Origin of the sequence: Variovorax rhizosphaerae (assembly GCF_037889975.1) — a bacterium.
Lineage (GTDB): Bacteria > Pseudomonadota > Gammaproteobacteria > Burkholderiales > Burkholderiaceae_C > Variovorax > Variovorax rhizosphaerae.
The window spans coordinates 1-3,752 of the sequence record NZ_JBBKZT010000085.1 but is presented as its reverse complement, the minus strand read 5'-3'; the positions used below and the strand labels follow the sequence as shown (position 1 = coordinate 3,752).

The following is a 3,752-nucleotide window of genomic DNA, read 5'->3' as shown; positions in this document are numbered from 1 at the left end:
GGGGTCTACTCGTTTTCGGTGCACAGACTGACGGTGCGCGGAGCTAGCGCTGGCGCCGGCCTTCGTTCGCAAGTTCTTGATTTGGTTGCATTTCCTGTTCGCTTTTCAGGCGCCCATTGAAGACCGATTGCGGTGCGCCCGTTACGATGCGTTTGATCCGGGCTAGAGCCGGGCATCCGGCGCCGTATTTTCCGGTGCGATGCTTGCGCCGGCAGACCGGAGTATTGAAGGTCGTCGCCTGTATCTGCCGCAGCGCGGCGAGTGCTGTACTGCGTCGATATTGCTTTATAGTTTTCCGGCAACGACTGAAGTGATGGGCTCTCTTTTTGCGCAACTCGAGTTTCTCGAACTCAAACGATCTCGGCGAACTGCCGAGAGGAAGGCCTAGTTGCGTTTACTCGAGAACCTACTGGCGCTCGTCGAGCGCAGACGCCGACAGTGCTGTGCAATGCGTTGGGCTGATCTACCCGCTTTCGCCGAGACTTCGGCTGTCGTAGAGGCCACTGCAGCCCGCATGGACGGTCTTCCAGCAGACAAGGATTTCGGCTCGTTTGACGAATTGAGGTCTCGCCGCGACGAGACGGGCGTCGTGCGGTTGCGCTGATCACGATCGCGCGGCTGTCGGGCCGCTGTTTTTGATTTGCGGTTGCCGATCGCTTTCGCCAGGCGTATCGTTCGCGCCTCCTTTCAAGGAGGCGCGCGATGCAAGGCTGGCAGACGACATTCCTGGGCCTGCGCGAGTTGCCGCACGACCTCAGCGCCTTCGAGTTGCAGGCGTTCTTCACCTTCAGCCGCGCCGAATATGAGCTGATACTGGCGCGCCGCGGCGACTCTCTCAAGTTGGGTCTGGCGTTGCATATCGGATTCCTGCGCATGAGTGGCCGGCTGCTGGACGCCGTGCGGGTCGTGCCGCCGGGGTTGTGGCGGCACCTGGGCAACCAGCTTGGCATCGACGCCCCGGAGATCGCCTCGCTGCGCGCCATGTATGGTCGTGGCCGTACCCTGTTCGACCACCAGCAGGTTGCCTGCGAAGCGCTGGGGTTCCGGTGGATGACGGAGCATCAACGGCGCGCATTGGTGCGCTTGCTCAGCGACGAAGTCTCGCGCTGCGCCGACCGCGAGCAACTATTGGTCTATGCGCGCCGCTGGCTGTACGACCACCGATTGCTGATCGTCCACGATCGAGCCATCCGCGCCCTGATCGCCGCCGCCCTCCTCCACCTTGAAGCCAAGACGGCGGAATCGATTGATGCCGAGGTCGAGGCCGCGACCCTCGAGCGGTGGCGCCGCGCGATTGCCCAGCCGCACGCCAGCGGGCAAACTCATCAAAGCTGGTTGTGGGCGGCACCCGCCAAACACTCGACTCGCCAGATCAGCGAAGTGCTCGAGCGCGTCGAGTTGCTTCGCGGCCTGGAGGTGCACAAGTACATGGGCGCCCTGCCCGATCTCATCGTGCGGCGCTACGCACGCCGGATGGCCTCCCGGCCGCCCTCTGCTGGCGCGAAGATCAAGGAGCCGGGGCGCACCGTGGAAGTCGTGTGCTTCCTGCGCTACTGCCTCCTGACCGCGACCGACCAGCTGATTCTGATGGTCCAGCGCCGCGTCGCCGACCTATGGCGCCAAGCCGCCGGCAATGTCGGCGAGACGGTCAACTGGGCCGACCTGTACCAGTCGTTGCTCAAGGAACTGGCGACCCTGAGCGCCGAGGCTGTCCTTGACGCCGAGTTGCGCGCAAGACTTGAGGCCTTGGTTATCGCGCATGCGCAGCATCGCCCACCGAGCCGAGTGTCGCGCGTGCGGGAGCGCCTGATCGAAGCCATCCGCCCCGTGCGCTCCCTGCTCGTGGCGCTCTCCCGACTGCCTTGGATGGCCAGCAGTGGGCACCCGGTGATCGAGTCGCTGGTGAGGATGCGCGATCTGTATGGCCGCAACGTCAGGAGCCTGCCAGACGACGTGTCGCCGCGGCTCGGGTCCGTCTGGCGCGATGCGATTTCAGGCTACGACCGCGAGCGTGCGTTCCGGGCACTCGAAGTAGCCACGCTGTTCGCCCTGCGCCGGTCCGTGCGCAACGGATCGGTGTAGATCGAGCACAGCCTGACGTTCCGCGGTCGCGACCGCTTGTTCCTGCCCGCGGAGAGGTGGCAGGCTGAAGCAAAGCGACACTACGCGCGCCTATCGCTGCCGACTCGGCCCGCCGATTTCCTCAATCCCTTGTTGACGCGCGTGCGTGCCGGCGTCGATGCTGTAGCGCAGGCCACCCGCTCCGGCGTGCTGCGCGTCGATGACGAATTGCACCTCGCCGCGCTGCCGGCCGACGACGAGGATCCCGCCGTTACCAAGCTGCGTGCCCGGCTCGACCTTCGCATCGGCGAGGTGCAGTTGCCCGAGGTGATACTGGCCGTGGACGCCCGGGTGCACTTCAGCTGGATCATGCTGGGGCGCGAGCCGCGCTCGGCCAATGAGCTGCTGATGGCGTATGCCGGCATCTTGGCCCACGGCACCAGCCTGACGGCCGCCGACTGCGCCCGCATGATGCCCCAGCTCTCGGCCGCGAGCATCCGCCAAGCCATGCGTTGGGCCGGCGACGAGCGTCGACTGGCGCAGGCCTGCCAGGCCGTGCTGGAGTTCATGCAGGGCCACGCCATCGCTGCCACCTGGGGCCGCTCGGACCTCGCGTCCTCGGACATGATGAGCATGGAGACCACCAAGCGGGTCTGGCAGGCGCGAATGGACCCCAGGCGCAGCACGCCATCGATCGGCATTTACTCCCATGTACGTGATCGATGGGGCATCTTCAATGCGCAGCCGTTCGTGCTCAACGAGCGACAAGCCGGCGTGGCGATCGAGGGCGTCGTGCGCCAGGAGCGCATCGAGACGTCCCAACTTGCCGTGGACACGCACGGGCATACCGACTTCGCCATGGCCCTGGCTCGTTTGCTCGGCTTCGACCTGTGTCCGCGGTTGAAGGATCTGAAGCAGCGACACCTGTACGTGCCGCGTGACATGGCGATCCCGGCCGAGATCGCCTCGGTATGCGAGGCCAAGGTCGACCTGTCCCAGATCGAGGCGCATTGGGATGCCCTCGTTCATCTCACCGCCTCCGTCATGTCCGGCCATGCCAGCGCGGTGGCGGCGCTGGCGCGGTTTGGTTCGGCGGCCCGGGGAGATCCGATCTACGAGGCTGGTGTCCAGCTTGGCCGTTTGCTGCGCACGGCATTCCTCGCGGACTATTTTGTCAATGAGGCCTTCCGGCGCGAACTGCGGCGGGTGCTCAATCGCGGCGAAGCGGTCAACGCCCTCAAGCGCGCCATCTACACCGGGCGGATCAGCCCGGCGCAGGCCAAGCGAGTCGACGAGATGCAGGCCGTGGCCGATGCGCTCAGCCTGCTGGCCAACATCGTGATGGCATGGAACACCGCGCAGATGCAGGCGGTGCTCGATCGCTGGGCCAACCGGCGCCAGGTCATCCCGCCAGAACTCATCGGGCGCATTGCGCCGACGCGGCTGGAGGGCATCAATCTGCGCGGCGTCTTCCGCTTCCCGATCGAGCGCTACGTCGACCAGCTCCTACCGTCACAAAGTGCAGCGAAAACGAGCGCCGTGCGCTGAAATCGGCCTCGCAACGACGCCCCAAAACGCAAACTCAAGGGTGAACAGGAAGTTCAACAAAATCAATGGGATAGCTATCGCTACCCCGCATGGTCGCTGGAGTTCGCAACCGTCAGTTATTGCACCGAAAACGAGTAGACCCC

General features: G+C 65.0%; 1 pseudogene. It reads left to right on the top strand.

Annotation, left to right across the window (positions count from 1 at the left end):
- Positions 1 to 702: 702 nt before the first annotated feature.
- Positions 703 to 3,609: pseudogene (locus WKW82_RS40280) on the top strand (Tn3 family transposase).
- Positions 3,610 to 3,752: the final 143 nt, after the last annotated feature.